Raw genomic sequence first — 16,545 nt, 5'->3', positions numbered from 1 at the left:
AACGATCACCCTCCACGTACGGGCGTGTCCAAGGGTTTTCCGGCACACGAAGTTCGACCTTCTGGTTGTGCGTCCGCGATGGCGGCCACTAACGTCGGCCATGTGGTCGAAGATCGTCCGGCGTAGGACGAGATGTTCCACGCCCTCACTCACGACGCGCGGCGCGTCATGCCGCGCCGGCCGCCCACCGGCGAACCGGCCGCCGGGGAGCCCGCCGAACCGCTGCGGATGTCGCCGTCGGCGTCCACCAGGGACGTGAGGGTGCTCGAGAACGCCGGACCGGTGCAACGCGCGGTCGTAGGACACGGGCATGTAGCCGGCCGCGGCCGGGCCCGCTCGCGAATGCCGTCGAATGACTGCGCTTGCGCGAGCGGTTCCGAGGTGACCGCGTGCACGTGCTGCGACAGGCCCTCGACCGTCCACCCCCCACACAATCGAGGAGGCGTCATGACCGCTGAGTCCGCGACCTGCCCCGCCGTACGGCGTGAGCGGACGTCGGCCGCACCCCCGCAAACCGTCCACCGTGATCGGATCGACCGGCTCACCGTGGTGGTGACGCGGTGACGGCCGACCTGAAGCCCGCGGCCGACCGGCTCGCGGCGATCATTCGCGACGTGACCGACGACCAGCTCACCGGGCCGACACCGTGCGAGGGCATCACGGTCGGCGAACTGCTCGATCACATCGACGGCCTCTCCGTCGCCTTCGCCGCGGCCGCGCGGAAGATCCCGCCGCAAAGAGGCGGCCTCCCTCCGGTGCCGGACGCGTCCAGGCTGGGCGAGGACTGGCGCGAGCGCATCCCGGCCCGCCTCGCGGAGCTGGTCGAGGCGTGGCGGGATCCGGCCGCGTGGACCGGCACGGCCGAGATAGGCGGCGGCGTACTGCCGGCCGAGGCCGCCGGGACGGCCGCACTCGACGAGATCGTCGTGCACGGCTGGGACCTCGCCGTCGCCACCGGCGCCGCCTACCCCGCCGACGACCCGGCCCTCGCCGAGGCCGTGCACCGGGTGCACCAGTGGGTCGGCGCCGTCGTCGCCGAGCAGCCGCAGGGGAGCCCCGGCCTGTTCGGACCGCCGGTGCCGGTGCCCGACGACGCTTCGCCGCTGGACCGGCTGCTCGGGCTCACCGGCCGCGACCCCGCCTGGAAGCCTCGGTGAGACACGTCCGCTGAATCCGGTTCCGGCCGCCCGCCGCGCGGGACACGCGGCGGGCGGCCGACGGGCCCCGGGTCGGGAGGAGCACCCCCGGCGGGGCCGGCGACCCGAGCGTGAGGAGATCAGATCTGCCGGTCGCGGCCGGCGAAGAACCCGGCGACGATCTGCGGCAGCATGAGACACACCACGAAGGCCAGCGGCGCCCGCCAGCCGCCGGTGTGCTGGTAGAGCGCCCCGACCAGGATGGGACCGGGAATCGACAGCAGGTAGCCGACGCTCTGCGCGAAGGCGGACAGCCGGATCACCGTCGCGCCGTCCCGGCCGCGCATCGCGATCATCGTGAGAGCCAGCGGGAAGGAGCAGTTGGCGACGCCGAGCAGCACCGCCCACAGCCAGGGCGCGGCGGCGGGGGCGGCCCACAGCCCGGCGTACCCGGCCAGGCCGAACGCGCCGAGCAGGACGGCGACGCCCCGCTGGTCCCGCAGCCGTCCGGCGACGGCGGCCAGCACGAAGGACAGCGGCACGCCGAGCACCGAGGTGAGGGCGAACAGCAGGCCGGCGGTCTCCGCGGACAGCCCGGAGTCGCGGAAGATCTGGGGCAGCCAGCCCATGATGACGTAGGCGGAGGTCGCCTGCAGACCGAAATACAGGGCGAGCGCCCAGGCCGTCGGATTGCGGGCGACCCGTACGTGCGCCCCGCCCTCCGCGGCGGCCTCCCCGCCCGCCGGCCGCTCGACCCGCTGCCCGTACTGCTGCCCGGGCTGCTGCCCGGGCTGCTCGACCTGCTGCGCGGGCTCCCGCGCGGCCGGCCTCCGGCTGTCACGGGCGAGGGCGAGCCACGGCGGGACGGCGACGGCGGCGAGGACGGCCCAGGCGCCGAGACCGGCACGCCAGTCACCGCCGAACGCTCCGGCGAGCGGGACGGTGACGGCCGCGGCGGTCGAAGCGCCGAGGTTGAGAGCCATGGAATACAGGCCGGTCATCATGCCGACCCTGTCCGGGAAGCGCTGTTTCACCACGACCGGCAGCAGCACGTTGGCGACCGCGATCCCGGCCAGCGCGAGACCGCTCAGCGTGAGGAAGGCAGGCGTGTTCGCGACGAACGGGCGCAGCGCGAGCCCGGCCGTGACCGCCGCCATCCCGGCGAGGACGACGCCGTCCGGTCCGTGCCGGCGCGCCAGGCGGGGGGCGGCCGAGCCGACCAGCGCGAAGCACACGGCCGGCACGGACGTGAGCAGTCCGGCGAGGGTGGGGCTCATCCGGAGGGCGGCGCGGGCCTCTTCGAGCACGGGCCCGAGACTCGTGACCGCGGGCCGGAGGTTGAGCGCGGCCAGCACCAGGGCGGCGACCGCCAGACGGTGCGTCCACGAGGTGGACCGGGTGCGGCCCTGCGACTTCATCCTCACAACCACCGGGTCATCCTAGGATGATCCGGTCATTCCACCTGTATCGCCCCAGAAGCCGCAGCTCGTCCCACACTGGCGTCTCATCCGGCACATCGTCCTAAATGGGGGCTTGACACCCCTTTTGTGACCGAAAAAACTCGCTTCACAGCACCACACCCCCCGGACTGCGGCCCGTGAGCGCTCTCACCGCGCCGCGAAGGAGACAGAATGAGGCGACTGTTCGCCGTTTTCGCGCTGGTCGCGGGCTTCCTGCTGGTGCCCGTGAGTGCCGACGCCACCGTCGCGAACGTGGCCCCCTCGGCCACCGCCTCCGCCTCCTACACCTCTCCCTGGGAGAGCGTGGCCGCGATCAACGACGGCATCGCCCCGGATCGGTCCGGCGACACGCGGAACCGCCGCTGGGGCACCTGGCCCCACGCCGGGGAGCAATGGGCCCTGCTGACCTGGCCGTCCGCCCAGACGATCTCCTCGGTGCAGGTCTACTTCTTCGACGACGGGGGCGGCGTACGGCTGCCGGCCTCGTGGCGGCTCCAGCGCTGGGACGGCGACGCCTACGTGGACATCCCCGGCACCTATGCCATCGCGGCCGACACCTACAACACCGTCACGTTCCCCGCCGTCACCACCACCCGCCTGCGCGTCGTCCTGCGCAGCGGTGAGGCCTCGGTCGGCCTGCTGGAGATCAGGGCCCTCGCCGACATCGCCGGCCGGCAGAGTGGCTGGAGCCCGCCCGCGGCCCTGGCCGCGCCGCTCGACGAGGTCTGGCGGCACGTCGAGTCCACGGGCGACCCGTACGGCTTCCGCAACTACGGCTGGGACCAGATCATCGCCAACGGGGGCAGCGTCAACTACTGCGTCCGCTGGGACTCCACCGCCCCGGTGTCGGCGGAGCTGCGCGACCGGATCCACGCCGCGCTGGCCCGCTCGTTCAAGAAGTGGATGGACGTCATGGCCGGGCACAACGGCTGGCCGTACGCCGAGGTGCCCGTGAAGGTGGTCGGCTGGGCCGTACGCGACCGCGCCCTGCTGCAGTGGAGCGACGACTCGGTGGACGTGTACGTCGGCGACATGCGCGAGGACGCGCCGCAGTGCGCCGAGCCGTGCGCGCGCCTGTTCAACCAGTCGGGCGCCTACCCCGACTGCCCCGGCGGCGCCTCCCACCACTACGACATGTCGCTGTGGCTCACCGAGGGCATGCAGGGCGGCATGGGAGGCGACTGGGGGCAGCGCGTCGGCAGCGAATACCTGGTCGGCAACCTCGACAGCGACGACATCCACATCCTTCTGCACGAAATCGGACACAGTTTCGGCCTGAACGACTTCTACGACTGGACCCCGTCCGGCCAGTGCTGCTTCCTCATGAAGGCGGGCTCGGCCACCTCGATCACCGAATTCGACGCGTGGATGCTGCGCGACGTCTGGCGGCATCTGAAGAGCCGTTACGGCTACTGACGCGCGCACCCGGCCCGCCGGACTTCGACATCTGTCGAAAACAGCCGCGATCAAGACAGAACGGACGTCCGAAGACATTCCACACGACCTGCCCCTAGCATCGCCGCCTGCGGGCCGATTCCCCCGGCCCGAGTTCCCCCCGATCGTTTGGAGTATCCGCTGATGTCCTCATCGCGCCGGGTGACGCCTGCTCTCGTCCCGCCGGCCACGTCACGCCGTACGCAGGCCGCCCGCCGGGGCGCGGCGGCGCTGGCTCTCGCCGTCGCCACGACCGTCACGGGGGTCGCCGTGAACACGGCCTCCGCGGGCGCGGCCGTCCCCGCCGGACCGGTGTTCCAGGACGGCATGGCCCAGCCGGTGTTCTCGGCGAACCGCAACGACTGGATCCGCGAGGAGGTGTGGGTCGAGACCCCGGTCGACAGCGACGGCGACGGACGGCGCGACCGGGTGCACGCCGAAGTCACCCGCCTGCGGGAGACCGAGACGGCCGGCCTCAAGTCACCCGTGGTCTACGAGGTCAGCCCCTACTACGCCGGCGGCAATCCCATCACCAACCACAACGTGGACCACGAGCTCCACGAGGCGCTGCGCCCGGGCAAGGGCTGGCAGAACCGCGGCGGCAGGCTGCTCGACCCGGCGGCCGACGAACGCCGGGCCGCGGCGGCCGCGGACGATGCCGGCGGCGCGGACGCGTCCGCCGCGAGCGCGCAGAGCGGCCCGCGGCCGGTCATCAGCACCAGCCACGAGTCCAACTGGCTGCCCCGCGGCTTCGCGGTCGTCCACGCCGAGTCGCTGGGCAGCGGCAAGTCCGACGGCTGCCCGACCACCGGCGGGCGCAACGAGACCATCGGCGCCAGGTCGGTCGTCGACTGGCTGAACGGCCGCGCGAAGGCGTACGACGCCTCCGGCCGGGAGGTCAGGGCGACGTGGACGACCGGCAAGGTCGGCATGATCGGCACCTCGTACAACGGCACCCTGCCCAACGCGGTCGCGAGCACCGGCGTCGAGGGCCTGGAGGCCATCGTGCCGATCTCGGCGATCTCCAGCTGGTACGACTACTACCGCGCGAACGGCGCCGTCGTGGCCCCCGGCGGCTACCAGGGCGAGGACACCGACGTGCTCGCGGAGTACGTCTACACGCGCGCGGACAAGGAGGTCTGCCGGAGCGTCATCGAGGAGCTCGCGAAGGCGCAGGACCGCGTCACCGGCGACTACAACGCCTTTTGGGACGAGCGCAACTACATGAACGACGTCGGGAAGGTCCACGCGGCGGTGCTGGTCGCGCACGGCCTCAACGACTGGAACGTCAAGACCAAGCACGCGGCGCAGTGGTATGAGGCGCTCAGGACGCGCGGGGTGCCGCACAAGATCTATCTGCACCAGGGCGGGCACGGCGGCTCCCCCAGCGTCGACGTGCTCAACCGCTGGTTCACCCGCTATCTGTGGGACTACCAGAACGGCGTGGAGAGCGACCCCCGCGCCCTGGTGCAGCGCGAGGACCGGACCCTGGCGCAGTACGCCGAGTGGCCCGACCCGGCCGCCGCGGACACCGAGCTCAACTTGGCCCCCGGCGCCGGCGGCGCGGCCGGAGCGCTCACCCTCGACAGGACCCGGGTGGGCAAGCCGGTGACCGAGACGATCGTGGACGACGCCACCAAGCGGGCGCAGACCCTCGCCGACGCCGCCACCTCGCCCAACCGCCTGGCGTACATGTCGGAGTCGCTGACCGCGCCGGCCAGGCTCAGCGGCACCCCCCGGGTGTCGCTGCGGATGTCCTTCGGCCAGCCGGCCGCGAACGTCACGGCGCTGCTCGTCGACTACGACCAGAACGGCAAGGCCAAGATCATCACCCGGGGCTGGACGGACCCGCAGAACCGCAAGTCGCTCTCGCGGACCGAGCCGGTCAAGCCGGGCACGCCCTATCGGCTCGACTTCGACCTGCAGCCGCACGACTACGTCTTCCCCGCCGGGCACCGGATCGGGATCGTGCTGCTGTCTAGCGACTACGAGTACACCATCCGGCCCACCCCCGGCGGGCGGCTGCACCTCGACACGACGAAGAGCACGGTGACGCTGCCGATCGTGGGCGGCGCCGGCGCGCTCGCCCCCGCGAGCTGACCGCTCTCCTCGCGATACACCCGGACCCGTCCCCGCCGGCCGCCTCGACCGGCGGGGACGGCCCGGACGGTGGGAACGGCTCGGACGGTGGGAACGGCTCGGACGGTGGGAACGGCTCGGACGGTGGGAACGGCTCGGACGGCGGGGACGGCCCGGGCGGCGGGGACGGCGAGGACGGCCGGGCCGGGGGCGGCCGAGGCGACGTGCGGAACGGCTACAGCAGAGCCGCGCGGTGCCGCCAGGCCAACTCCAGCACCGCCGCGCCCGCCGCCTGCATCGGCTCGTCGCGGACATGGCGTCGCACGGTCTCCGCCTCGAACGGCACGCGACCGACGACCCTGCCCTCGCTGTTGGCGGCGGCGACCTCGCCGAAAACGGCGTCGAACGTCTCCGCCTCCAGCACGGTCACCGTGAGGAAGTCGGTCGCGAAGGTCAGCGGGTCGACCCCCACACCCAGCACGAGGGAGCGCACCCGCCCGTCCTCGCGGGCGTCGGTCAGCGACCGGTAGAGCGGCCAGCTCTCGTAGTCGAAGCCGTCGCCGTACTCCTCCCCCCGCCCGAGGAACTCCTCGGCGTACTCGCGGACCACGCACTTCCACAGGTCGAGGTCGGACCTCTCCGCGCCCGCGGACTCGTGCGCGGGCTGGAACACGCCGACCGGCATGACCTGGAAGAGCCCGCCGCCGTGCGCCACCCGGGCCGGATCGCGCCAGTGCAGGACGAACGACGTCTCCCCCGTACGGCGGTCGTGACGCAGCGTCAGCGTCGAGACCGCGCAGAGCGCGGGCCTTCGGCGCAGGTCGGTGGGGTCGCCCACGAGCGTGCGGAACGGCAGCGGCCGCTCGCCGCCGTCCCCGGCGAACTCACGCGCGGCGAGCTCGTGCGCGACCGCCTCGCCCACGCTCACGCCGTCGAAGTAGCGCGCCCGGGTGAAGGCGAGCTCCGGCCAGGCGACCTCCAGCAGCCGGTAGCAGGTGCGGTCCTCGAAGAGCCGGGGGCGGGCCAGGCTCCCCAGCGCGTCGGGGTAGGCGCCGGCGCCTTCCGGCAGCAGAGCCGCCGCCTCCGGCTCGCGGCCCGTGACGGCAGGGGCGGGAGCGTCCTCCACCCAGCCGAGCCGCACCTCGCGCAGGTCGAGGGGCGTGACCGGGATCCAGTCGTCCCGGACGAGCAGGCGGGTCGATCCGGCCCTCGCCACCCCGGGATAGAGCTCGTCGGCGACGCGCGCCAGCTCGTGCCGAGCCACGTTCAGGCGATCGCGCACCTCGGTCCATTCGGGTGCCGTCGGACGCCCGCGCGCCTTCGAATGCGATGTCACGGGCTCAGCACCCTACTCCCGGGCACCGGCACGACGGCCCCGCGCGGAGCGCCGCTCGGTCACCTCCGGCGCCCGCGCGACGTCATATCCGGTGACGGAAGCATCCGGAGAGGAGCTCACGATGCACTCGCATCGACAGGGGACGTCACTGCTGCACCTGGACTCAAGCGCCGGTGACCACGGCGACTCGGTCACCAGGCGGCTGACGGCGCGCTACGCGGACATCTGGCGGGGTCTCCACGGGCCCGCCGGATACCGGTACCGCGACCTCGCCGCCGAACCGGTCCCGCTGGTGTCCCCGGCCTTCGTCTCCCTCGGCGTACGGGTGGAGAGGCGCGGCTCGGTGCCGCTGCCGAAGGTGGCGGAGTTGGCCGAGGGGCCCGCCGAGGAGCGCGAGTGGGCACTGACCCTGCCATTGATCACGGAGGTGCGCGCCGCGGGGACGGTGCTGATCGGCGTCCCGATGTACAACTTCTCCGTGCCCGCGTCCCTCAAGGCGTGGATCGACCGGGTGACCTTCCCCGGGGCGTTCCTCGACGACGGCACCGGAGACCGCCTGCTCCGGCGGACGACGGTGGTGGTGGTCACCGCGCGCGGCGGCTGCTACGCGCCGGGCACGCCCCGCGAGGACTTCGACTTCCAGACGCCCTACCTGCGGGCGTACTTCACCGATCTCGGCGTGGCCCCGGAGAACCTGCACTTCGTCCACGCCGAGATGACCCGGGCCGCGGACGTGCCGGCCCTGGCCCACTTCACGCCCTTGGCGGCGGACTCCCTGGCCGCGGCCCGGACCGCCGTGTCCGAGCTGGCCCGCCTACCGGCGGCGCGCGGCGAAACGGCACCCCGTACGCGATGAGCGGGCCCCGAGGCGGTGTCCGGGCACCGCTCGCCGCCGCGGCACGTCACCTTCGCACAGCGCGATACGTCTCAAGAACGAACCGCGACGGTGAAAGGTGACCGATGAACGACCAGGCTCGATTGGCCGAGCAGTTCGCCCGATCCCGCGGGCATCTGCGAGGGGTCGCGTTCCGCATGCTGGGCAGCGCGGACGAGGCGGACGACGCGGTGCAGGAGACATGGCTGCGCGCCTGCCGCGCCGACTCCGGCTCCGTCCAGAACCTGACCGCCTGGCTGACGACGATCACCGGCCGGGTCTGTCTCGACATGCTGCGCTCGCGCAGCCGGCGGCGTGAGGACTTCGCGGACCTGACCGAACTCGACATGCTGGCTCAGCACGAGGAGACCTCCGACCCGGCGGACGAGGCGGTGCTCGCCGACTCCGTCGGTCTCGCCCTGCTCGTGCTCCTCGACACGCTCGGTCCCGCCGAGCGCGCCGCCTTCGTGCTGCACGACCTGTTCGCCGTGCCGTTCGACGAGATCGCCGTGATCGTGGAACGTTCGCCCGCGGCCGCCAAGAAGCTGGCGAGCCGTGCCCGTCGCCGGGTACACGGCGCGGCCGGCGTTCCCTCCCCCGACCTGGCCAGGCAGCGTGCGGTGGTGGCCGCCTTCCTGGCCGCCTCTCGGGCCGGCGACCTGGACGGCCTGCTGGCGGTGCTCGCCCCCGACGTCGTACGCCGGGCCGATCCCTTCGCGCTGCGCGGGCAGGCCATGGCTCCGGCGCAGGTGCGGGGCGCGCGGGCCGTCGCGGAGGAGACGCGCGCCAACGTCCGCAGGGCCCGCTTCGCCCGGCTCGCTCTCGTCAACGGCGCCGTGGGGGCGGTGGTCGCCCCGCGCGGACGTCTGCTGTTCGTCCTCGAACTCGCCGTCACCGACGACCGCGTCACGTCCATCGACGTCATCGGCGATCCCGCCCGCCTGGCAGGGGTGCGGCTCGGCCTAGCCGACGGGACGTCGGCGAGGCCGAGCACGACGTCCGGACCGCCATGCCCTCTTTTCCCTCGGGCGTGATGCGGGAGAAGCAGAAGAACTCCCCGGCTTTCGTTTCGTGATGTCCGCCGCCCTTGACCCTGCAACAGAGACGGGTATAAACACATACGAAACAACATTGAAACGGCGGTGAACCAACACGATGTACGCCGAGGAGCGGCAGCAGGAGATCCTGCGGACGGCCCGTGACGCCGGACGGGTCGACGTGGTGCGGCTCGCCGAGCGGTTCGAAGTCACCACGGAGACCATCCGCCGCGACCTCACCGCCCTGGAGCGCGCGGGCGTCCTGCGGCGCGTTCACGGCGGTGCCATCCCGGTCGAGCGCCTGGGATTCGAACCCGCCCTGGCCGCCAGGGACGAGGTGATGACGGCCGAGAAGGAGCGCATCGCCAAGGCCGCCCTGGCCGAGCTCCCGCAGGACGGCGCCGTGGTCATCGACGCGGGCTCCACGACCAGCCGGCTCGTGCAGGCGCTGCCGCCGGACCGCGAGCTCACCGTCGTCGTGAACTCACCTCCGCTGGCCACGACGCTGGCGACCCGCCCCAACCTGACCGTGCTCATGCTGGGCGGCCGGGTGCGCGGCCGGACGCTGGCGACCGTGGAGGACTGGGCCATCCAGCAGCTGTCGCAGCTCAACGTGGACGTGGCCTTCATGGCCACCAACGGCTGCTCGGTCGCCAAGGGCCTGACGACCCCCGACCCGGCCGAGGCGGCGATCAAGCGGGCGATGATCGCCTGCGCCGATCGCGCCGTCCTGCTGGCCGACCACACGAAGTTCTCCGGCACCTATCTGGCGCGCTTCGCGACGCTCGGCGAGATCGACGTCGTGATCACCGACACCGGGCTCGACGCCGACCAGGCGGCCGCGCTGGCCGCCGCGGGACCGGAGGTGGTCCGCGCATGATCCTCACGCTGACCCTCAACCCCAGCCTCGACCGCACCATCGAGGTCGGCGCGCTCACCCGCGGCGCCGTCATCCGCGCGGCCGCCACTCACCTCGACCCCGGCGGCAAGGGCGTCAACGTCTCACGTGCCCTGCTGGCCAACGACGTCAGGTCGTGCGCCGTCATCCCGTACGGCGGCAGCGAGGGGCGCCGGCTCCTCGACCTGCTCTCGGTGGAGGGCATCGACATGATCCCCGTGCCGGTCGCGGGTCCGACCAGGTCGAACGTCGCGATCGCCGAGCCGGACGGCACGGTCACCAAGGTGAACGAGCCGGGCACCGCGCTGACCCCCGCCGAGCTGGACACACTGGCGGGCGCCGTGCTCGACGCCGCCCGGTCGGCCGACTGGGTGGTCGCCTCGGGCAGCCTTCCGCCCGGCGTCCCGGTGGACGTCTACGCCGGCCTGTGCCGCCGCTTCGCCGACGCCGGCATCAACCTCGCCGTCGACACGAGCGGCCCCGCCCTCGTGTCCGCCGTGAACGCCGGCCCCGCCCTGATCAAGCCCAACCGCGACGAGCTCGCCGAGGCCACCGGCACGTCGATCGCCTGCGTCGGCGACGCGCTCGACGCGGTCGGCAAGCTGCGCGCCATGGGCGCGCGGTCGGTCCTGACCAGCCTCGGCGCCGACGGCGCGCTGCTGGCCGAGGACGACGGGCAGGTCTGGTACGGCGAATGCGCGGTCGAGGAGCCGCGCAGCAGCGTGGGCGCGGGCGACGCCCTGCTGGCGGGCTTCCTCGCCGCCGGAGCCCGCGGCGGGACCGCCCTCGCCGAGGGCCTGGCCTGGGCCGGCGCGGCCGTGCGGCTGCCCGGCAGCCGGATGCCCTGCCCCGCCGACATCGACCGCACACACGTCCGGATCGGTCCCCCCGACCCGGCCCGGCCGCTCACGCCGCCCCCTCGCCCCGCGACCGGGGAAGCGTGAGCACGACCCCACACCCTCGTCGAACTCCCGCCCCCGCCGGCTCAGCCGCCCCACCCGCTCCACACCCCCTGATCCACTCCACCTCGCTCCACCCGCTTCACACCCCCCGATCCACCTCGCTTCGCCCGCTTCGCACCCCCCGATCCACCTCGCTTCGCCCGCTTCGCACCCCTGATTCACTCGCTTCGCCCGCTTCGCACCCTTGATTCACTCGCTTCGCTCGCTCATGCCCGGGGGATGGCAGCGACCCGAGAACCCCCCAGCCGGCCAGCCAGGCCGGTCGCCCCGGAAGGAGCACGTCAATGGCCACGCCCTACACCCCCACCGTGCACGGCACCGGTGTGCGGGCCACGATCCAGCGCTTCGGCGGCCATCTCGCCGGGATGATCATGCCCAACATCGGCGCCTTCATCGCCTGGGGCCTCATCACGGCCCTGTTCATCCCGACCGGGTGGGTGCCGAACAAGACGCTCGCCGAACTGGTCGGCCCGATCATCAATGTCCTGCTCCCGGTGCTCATCGGCTACACCGGCGGCCGGATGGTCCACGCCCAGCGCGGCGCGGTGGTCGGCGCCGTCGCCACGATGGGCGTGGTCGTCGGGGCCGACGTCCCGATGTTCCTCGGCGCGATGATCATCGGCCCGCTGGCCGCGCTGATCCTCAAGTACGTCGACCGGTTCACCGCCGAGCGGACCAGGGCCGGCTTCGAGATGCTGGTCGACAACTTCACCGCCGGCATCGTCGGCGCCGCGACGGCGATCGCCGGTGTCCTCGCCATCGGCCCGGTCGTGGAGAAGGTCACCGAGGTCGCGGGCGACGGCGTCGCCTGGCTCGTCTCCCACTCGCTCCTGCCGATCGCGTCGGTCATCATCGAGCCCGCCAAGGTGCTGTTCCTCAACAACGCGATCAACCACGGGGTGCTCGGGCCGCTGGGCGTCGCCGAGTCGGTCAAGCACGGCAAGTCGATCCTGTTCATGCTGGAGTCCAACCCCGGCCCGGGCCTCGGCCTGCTGATCGCCTACCTGCTGTTCGGCCCGAGATCCCTGCGCCCCAGCACCCCCGCCGCCATGATCATCCACTTCTTCGGCGGCATCCACGAGATCTACTTCCCGTACGTGCTGATGAAGCCGCGCCTGATCCTCGCGGTCATCGCCGGCGGCGCCTCCGGCGTGCTCACCTTCCTGGTCACCGGGGCGGGCCTGGTCGCGACGCCGTCGCCGGGCAGCATCTTCGCCTACATGGCGGTGACCCCGAAGGGCGGCTGGTTCGGGGTGATCGCCGGGATCGTGATCGCCACGGCCGTGTCCTTCGCCGTGGCCGCGGCGCTGCTGGGCTTCGGCCGCGCCAACGGCGACCAGCCGGACGAACCGGCGCAGGACACCGGCACGAACGACACCACAGGCACGAACGACACCGATGACGAGAAGCGCGACACAACCGGCGAGACGGCGGCCGAGAGCGTGCCCGCCACCAAGGAGGCGTAGAACCGTGTCCACCATCGAGGGCAAGGACGTCCGCAAGCTCATCGTGGCCTGCGACGCGGGCATGGGCAGCAGCGTCATGCTGGCGAGCACGCTGCGCAAGCAGCTCAAGGGCACCGCGGTCAGCGTGGAGCACACCCCGGTCAACTCGATCCCCGCCGACGCCGACGTGATCGTCTGCCACACCGGGCTGGCCGACCGCGCCAGGGCCAGCGCCCCCGGCGTCGTGCTCGTGCCGTTCCAGGTCTTCATCGGCGACCCGGCCGTGACCCGGGTCGTCGCCGCCATCAAGAACGGGGGCACGATCGATGGCTGACCGGGCCGGCACGGCCCCGCTTCCCCTCGACCCCCGCGCCGTACGGACGGCCGCGACCGCCTCGGACATCGAGGACGCCATCCGGCAGTGCGGCGCGGTTCTCCAGGAGGTCGGCGCGGTGGACGGCACCTACGCCGAGGCCATGCTCGAACGCGAACGGTCGATCTCCACGTACGTCGGAGAGGGCGTCGCCATCCCTCACGGCACGCTGACCTCGAAGGAGGCGGTCCGTCACGACGCCATCTGCGTGCTGCGCTTCCCCGAGGGCGTCGACTGGCACGGTGACCGGGTGACGGTGTGCGTCGGCATCGCGGCGCGCGGCGACGGCCACATGCGGTTGCTGTCGCGGCTCGCCCAGATCCTGCTCGACCCGGACCGCGCCGCGGCCCTGCGTGCGGCCACCGAGGTCGACGAGGTCATCCACCTGCTGCAACCGGACGGAGAGGAAGACTCCGAGTGAAAGTCGCCCGTTTCCACGCTCCCGGGGACATCCGCCTGGAGGAGGTGCCCGAGCCCGTCGCCCGCCCCGGCGAGGTCAAGATCCGCGTACGCAACTGCTCGACGTGCGGCACGGACGTGAAGATCTACCGGTTCGGGCACCACCACATCAGGCCGCCCCGGGTGATGGGCCACGAGATCGCCGGGGAGATCGTGGAGGTCGGCGAGGGCGTCACCGGCTGGAGCCCGGGCGACCGGGTGCAGGTGATCGCCGCGATCCCCTGCGGCGAGTGCGAGGAGTGCCGGCGGGGCCACCTCACGGTCTGCCCCAACCAGGAGTCGATGGGCTACCACTACGACGGCGGCTTCGCGCAGTACATGGTCGTGCCCGCCAAGGTGCTCGCCGTGGACGGCCTCAACCGGATCCCCGACGGGGTCGGGTTCGCCGAGGCGTCCCTCGCCGAGCCGCTCGCCTGCGTGCTCAACGGACAGGAGCTGGCCCGCGTCGGCGCGGGCGACGACGTGGTCGTCGTCGGCTCGGGCCCGATCGGCTGCCTGCACGTGCGGCTGGCCCGTTCGCGCGGCGCGGCCCGGGTGTTCCTCGCCGACCTGAACGCCGAGCGCCTCACCATGGCCGCCGACCTCGTACGGCCGGACGCGGCGATCTGCTCGGGCGAGACCGACCTCGTGGACGAGGTGCTCAAGCTGACCGGAGGCCGGGGCGCCGACGTGGTGATCACGGCGGCGGCCTCCGGTGCGGCCCAGCAGCAGGCGCTGCAGATGGCCGCGCGGCAGGGCCGGATCAGCTTCTTCGGCGGGCTGCCGAAGGACGACCCCATCATCGCCTGCGACTCCAACCTCGTGCACTACCGGGAGCTGACCATCGTCGGCGCCAACGGGTCGAGCCCGGCCCACAACGCCCGCGCCCTGCGGCTCATCGCCGAGGGGGCGGTGCCGGTCGCCGACCTGATCACCCACCGCCTCGGCCTGGACGAGGTCATGGACGCCATCGACGTCGTCGCCCGCGGCGCCGCCATCAAGGTCACCATCGAGCCCTGACGTCTGAGAGGTAAGCGATGCCGGAAAGGACAGTGCCGGTCGCCTCGCGCTCCGGCCTGCACGCCCGCCCCGCCAAGATCTTCGTCGAGGCGGCGGCGCGGCAGGCCGTGCCCGTCCGCATCCGCGTGGGCGACGGCAAGGCCGTCCCCGCCAACAGCATGCTGGGCGTGCTGACCCTCGGGGCCGGGCACGGCGCCGAGGTCACCCTGGAGGCCGACGGGCCGGGGGCGGAGGAGGCCCTGACCACCCTCGCGGACCTGCTGTCCCGCGACCTCGACGCCGAAGGCGCCGAGGGAGCCGAGGGGAGCCGCATGGCCGACGGCTGAGGGCATCCGGACCGCGGCGGCTCTCCGTGATGGAGACTGGAACGCGGGAAGGAGGAGCAGGTGATGGCGGCTCGGGATCGGCGGACGGCGGAAGCCGGTGAGCACGAAGAGAACACGTTCTTCCATCGGCCGCCCGCTCCGGCGCTGCGTCCGCTGGTCGCGTGGTACAGCGCCTACCGGGAGGCCGGAGTCCCGCCGGCCACGCATCGCGGCCTGCCCTCGCCGTACCTGACGATGATCGTCACACTCGACGATCCCCTCGTCGTCGCGGCGCACCCCGACCCGCGCACCCCGCCCGGGTCGTACGACACGCTGGTCGGCGGGCTGCACACCGCCCCCGCGCTGATCACGCACGACGGCCGGCAGTCGGGCGTGCAGCTCGCGCTGACGCCGCTCGGCGCGCGGGCCCTGCTCGGGCTGCCCGCCGGGGAGCTGTCCGGGCTCGACCTGGACGGCGCCGAGGTCCTCGGCCGGCTGGCGGCCGAGCTCCGCGAGCGCCTGCTGGAGGCGCCCGGCTGGGACGAGCGCTTCGCGGTCCTCGACGCGGTCCTGTCCCGGCGCGCTCGCCCCACGCGGGCGCAGCCGGCGGAGGTGGCGCGGGCGTGGCGGCGGACGCTGGCCGCCGGCGGGCAGGTCACCGTGTCCGGCCTCGCCCGCGAGGTGGGCTGGAGCACCAGGCATCTCAACGGCCGGTTCCGGGAGGAGATCGGCCTGTCCCCCAAGGAGGCGGCGCGGGTCGTGCGGTTCGACCGGGCCCGCCGCCTGCTGCAGCACGCGGCGGTGTCCGGGCGGCGGCTCACGCTGGCCGACGCGGCGGCGGAGTGCGGGTTCTACGACCAGGCGCATCTCGCCCGCGAGTTCGGCGCCTTCGCCGGGTGCCCACCCAGCCGGTGGCTGGCCGAGGAGGGCGGCCACGGAGGCGAGCTGTTCCGAAACGTCCAAGCCGGGACCGAGGACGGCTCGCCAGACTCGGTGGCATGAACGACACCACACCAGCACCTCAGGTATGGCCCACGCTGCGGGCCGGGGACGCACGCGCCCTGATCGCCTTCCTCGTCGAGGCGTTCGGCTTCGAGGAGACCGCCGTGTACGGCGAGGGCGACCGCGTCGACCACGCCCAGCTCTCCTGGCCGGCAGGCGGCGGGATCATGCTGGGCAGCGTCCGCGACACCCCGGACGACAAGTGGACCCTCACCCCCGGCTCCTTCGGCGCCTATGCCGTGACCGACGACCCGGACGCGCTGTTCGCCCGGGCGACCGCCGCGGGGGCGCGCGTCGTCCAGGAGCCGTACGACACCGACTACGGCTCCCGCGACTTCGTCGTCCGCGATCCGGAGGGCAACCTCTGGTCGTTCGGCACCTACCGCGGCGAACCGCGGAAGGCGGCCCGCACAGGGTGAGGTAGGGGACTCCCCACCACGGTTCCGGCGGTGCGCGGAATGGGCCGCGACCACCGCCGGAACCTCCGTTCACGGCCATGACGAACTCCCTCCCCAAGCGTCTGCCGGCCGCCGCGGCCTGCGCCGCGCTGGTGCTCTCCGTTCCCGCGACCACCTTCGCCGCGATCACCCCGCCGACGGCGTCGTGACCCTGCCCCGCTCCGGGGACGGGTGGCTGTCGCTGGCGGTCTACGAGCACGGGACGCTCCCCACCAGGCGCTACGCGCCCTCCGTCCAGCACGGCCGCGGCCTCGACGGCCGGGTGATGGTCACCGGCTTCCGACACCA

At 73.0% G+C, this 16,545-nt stretch carries 16 protein-coding genes; 14 read left to right on the top strand and 2 right to left on the bottom strand.

Annotated elements, in window-relative coordinates; all coding sequences use genetic code 11:
• Positions 1-560: 560 nt before the first annotated feature.
• Entirely contained in the window at positions 561-1,157 is a 597-nt protein-coding gene (locus ACWEQG_RS02690; RefSeq protein WP_452281130.1) for a TIGR03086 family metal-binding protein, read from the top strand.
• Positions 1,158-1,276: 119 nt separating this feature from the next.
• On the opposite strand, the gene ACWEQG_RS02685 is transcribed toward ACWEQG_RS02690, so the two are convergent.
• Positions 1,277-2,566 carry a CynX/NimT family MFS transporter gene (locus ACWEQG_RS02685; RefSeq protein WP_452281128.1) on the bottom strand — a complete coding sequence of 430 codons (1,290 nt, stop codon included), beginning with the start codon at positions 2,564-2,566 and terminating at the stop codon, positions 1,277-1,279.
• A 201-nt stretch (positions 2,567-2,767) separates the two neighbouring features.
• Here ACWEQG_RS02685 and ACWEQG_RS02680 point away from each other — a divergent pair, with 201 nt between their 5' ends.
• Both ACWEQG_RS02680 and ACWEQG_RS02675 read left to right on the top strand, forming a co-directional pair.
• A complete protein-coding gene (locus tag ACWEQG_RS02680; RefSeq protein ID WP_452281126.1) occupies positions 2,768-4,012 on the top strand; it encodes a hypothetical protein in 1,245 nt (414 codons plus the stop codon).
• Positions 4,013-4,174: 162 nt separating this feature from the next.
• A complete protein-coding gene (locus ACWEQG_RS02675; RefSeq protein ID WP_452281124.1) occupies positions 4,175-6,130 on the top strand; it encodes a Xaa-Pro dipeptidyl-peptidase in 1,956 nt (651 codons plus the stop codon).
• A gap of 214 nt (positions 6,131-6,344) precedes the next feature.
• Here the strand turns inward: ACWEQG_RS02675 and ACWEQG_RS02670 are convergent, their stop codons facing one another.
• Positions 6,345-7,391 (bottom strand): hypothetical protein, encoded by a 1,047-nt coding sequence (locus tag ACWEQG_RS02670; RefSeq protein WP_452281123.1) that lies wholly within the window; start codon positions 7,389-7,391, stop codon positions 6,345-6,347.
• 175 nt (positions 7,392-7,566) lie between these two features.
• Here ACWEQG_RS02670 and ACWEQG_RS02665 point away from each other — a divergent pair, with 175 nt between their 5' ends.
• The 11 genes from ACWEQG_RS02665 to ACWEQG_RS02615 all read left to right on the top strand — a co-directional run bounded on the left by ACWEQG_RS02665 (position 7,567) and on the right by ACWEQG_RS02615 (position 16,218).
• Positions 7,567-8,301 (top strand): FMN-dependent NADH-azoreductase, encoded by a 735-nt coding sequence (locus tag ACWEQG_RS02665; protein ID WP_452281121.1) that lies wholly within the window; start codon positions 7,567-7,569, stop codon positions 8,299-8,301.
• A 104-nt stretch (positions 8,302-8,405) separates the two neighbouring features.
• Positions 8,406-9,353 carry a sigma-70 family RNA polymerase sigma factor gene (locus ACWEQG_RS02660; protein WP_452281119.1) on the top strand — a complete coding sequence of 316 codons (948 nt, stop codon included), beginning with the start codon at positions 8,406-8,408 and terminating at the stop codon, positions 9,351-9,353.
• A 121-nt stretch (positions 9,354-9,474) separates the two neighbouring features.
• Positions 9,475-10,236, top strand: a complete 762-nt coding sequence (locus ACWEQG_RS02655; RefSeq protein ID WP_452281117.1) for a DeoR/GlpR family DNA-binding transcription regulator — start codon at positions 9,475-9,477, stop codon at positions 10,234-10,236.
• Positions 10,233-11,198, top strand: coding sequence for a 1-phosphofructokinase family hexose kinase (locus ACWEQG_RS02650; protein ID WP_452281115.1), 966 nt, complete (start codon positions 10,233-10,235; stop codon positions 11,196-11,198). The genes ACWEQG_RS02655 and ACWEQG_RS02650 overlap by 4 nt, the downstream gene beginning before the upstream one ends.
• 302 nt (positions 11,199-11,500) lie before the next feature.
• Positions 11,501-12,682, top strand: a complete 1,182-nt coding sequence (gene mtlA, locus ACWEQG_RS02645; protein WP_452281113.1) for a mannitol-specific PTS transporter subunit IIC — start codon at positions 11,501-11,503, stop codon at positions 12,680-12,682.
• A gap of 4 nt (positions 12,683-12,686) precedes the next feature.
• Positions 12,687-12,995, top strand: coding sequence for a PTS lactose transporter subunit IIB (locus ACWEQG_RS02640; RefSeq protein WP_346226476.1), 309 nt, complete (start codon positions 12,687-12,689; stop codon positions 12,993-12,995).
• Positions 12,988-13,455, top strand: coding sequence for a PTS sugar transporter subunit IIA (locus ACWEQG_RS02635; RefSeq protein WP_452281111.1), 468 nt, complete (start codon positions 12,988-12,990; stop codon positions 13,453-13,455). Before ACWEQG_RS02640 ends, ACWEQG_RS02635 begins: the two co-directional genes overlap by 8 nt.
• On the top strand, positions 13,452-14,492 hold the full coding sequence (locus tag ACWEQG_RS02630) for a zinc-dependent dehydrogenase (protein WP_452281109.1): 1,041 nt from the start codon (positions 13,452-13,454) through the stop codon (positions 14,490-14,492). Before ACWEQG_RS02635 ends, ACWEQG_RS02630 begins: the two co-directional genes overlap by 4 nt.
• A 17-nt stretch (positions 14,493-14,509) precedes the next feature.
• A complete protein-coding gene (locus tag ACWEQG_RS02625) occupies positions 14,510-14,818 on the top strand; it encodes an HPr family phosphocarrier protein (protein WP_452281107.1) in 309 nt (102 codons plus the stop codon).
• A 63-nt stretch (positions 14,819-14,881) separates the two neighbouring features.
• Complete coding sequence (locus tag ACWEQG_RS02620) at positions 14,882-15,799, top strand: helix-turn-helix domain-containing protein (RefSeq protein WP_452281105.1); 918 nt, start codon at positions 14,882-14,884, stop codon at positions 15,797-15,799.
• Complete coding sequence (locus ACWEQG_RS02615) at positions 15,796-16,218, top strand: VOC family protein (protein WP_452281103.1); 423 nt, start codon at positions 15,796-15,798, stop codon at positions 16,216-16,218. The genes ACWEQG_RS02620 and ACWEQG_RS02615 overlap by 4 nt, the downstream gene beginning before the upstream one ends.
• Positions 16,219-16,545: the final 327 nt, after the last annotated feature.

It is taken from the genome of Microbispora sp. NPDC004025 (assembly GCF_053604425.1).
This window is presented reverse-complemented; position numbering and strand designations above follow the sequence as displayed.

Excerpts from the sequence above, each read along its gene's own strand:
- ACWEQG_RS02635 (WP_452281111.1), top strand. The coding sequence starts at position 12,988 with ATGGCTGACCGGGCCGGCACGGCCCCGCTTCCCCTCGACCCCCGCGCC.
- ACWEQG_RS02615 (WP_452281103.1), top strand. The coding sequence starts at position 15,796 with ATGAACGACACCACACCAGCACCTCAGGTATGGCCCACGCTGCGGGCC.
- ACWEQG_RS02650 (WP_452281115.1), top strand. The coding sequence starts at position 10,233 with ATGATCCTCACGCTGACCCTCAACCCCAGCCTCGACCGCACCATCGAG.
- ACWEQG_RS02620 (WP_452281105.1), top strand. The coding sequence starts at position 14,882 with ATGGCGGCTCGGGATCGGCGGACGGCGGAAGCCGGTGAGCACGAAGAG.
- ACWEQG_RS02675 (WP_452281124.1), top strand. The coding sequence starts at position 4,175 with ATGTCCTCATCGCGCCGGGTGACGCCTGCTCTCGTCCCGCCGGCCACG.
- ACWEQG_RS02660 (WP_452281119.1), top strand. The coding sequence starts at position 8,406 with ATGAACGACCAGGCTCGATTGGCCGAGCAGTTCGCCCGATCCCGCGGG.
- ACWEQG_RS02655 (WP_452281117.1), top strand. The coding sequence starts at position 9,475 with ATGTACGCCGAGGAGCGGCAGCAGGAGATCCTGCGGACGGCCCGTGAC.
- ACWEQG_RS02665 (WP_452281121.1), top strand. The coding sequence starts at position 7,567 with ATGCACTCGCATCGACAGGGGACGTCACTGCTGCACCTGGACTCAAGC.
- ACWEQG_RS02625 (WP_452281107.1), top strand. The coding sequence starts at position 14,510 with ATGCCGGAAAGGACAGTGCCGGTCGCCTCGCGCTCCGGCCTGCACGCC.
- mtlA (WP_452281113.1), top strand. The coding sequence starts at position 11,501 with ATGGCCACGCCCTACACCCCCACCGTGCACGGCACCGGTGTGCGGGCC.
- ACWEQG_RS02680 (WP_452281126.1), top strand. The coding sequence starts at position 2,768 with ATGAGGCGACTGTTCGCCGTTTTCGCGCTGGTCGCGGGCTTCCTGCTG.